The 261-nt window shown below is 58.2% G+C and carries 1 protein-coding gene; it reads right to left on the reverse strand.

The window, feature by feature from the left end; all coding sequences use genetic code 11:
• On the reverse strand, window positions 1–192 hold a 192-nt coding region (locus tag ACLJNW_RS26125; protein ID WP_410961494.1), incomplete at its 3' end, for a hypothetical protein.
• Between the last annotated feature and the right edge of the window lie 69 nt (window positions 193–261).

The following is a 261-nucleotide window of genomic DNA, read 5'->3' on the forward strand; positions in this document are numbered from 1 at the left end:
CTCTGAGACGATGCCGTATGAGGGCGGACCTGCCATGCGCGGCGCGCCGGGCCCTGGTCCTACCTCTGGCGGCGCCCCCGCAGAGCCTGTTCCCCAACCGGCGCCGGCTCCGCAAGCGACATAGACGTCGAGAATAGTGAACCGGGTTTGAAGATCCGATAAGGTCGCGACACGAGAACAAATTGTCGCCATTAGATTTCCCACCAATCTACCCCGTGTTCGATAATGTCTGGTGATATGTGTATGCATACTAGTTTCCCT

This window comes from Salmonella sp. SAL4457, from assembly GCF_046548235.1.
In the GTDB taxonomy this organism is placed as follows: Bacteria; Pseudomonadota; Gammaproteobacteria; order Enterobacterales; family Enterobacteriaceae; genus Salmonella; species Salmonella enterica.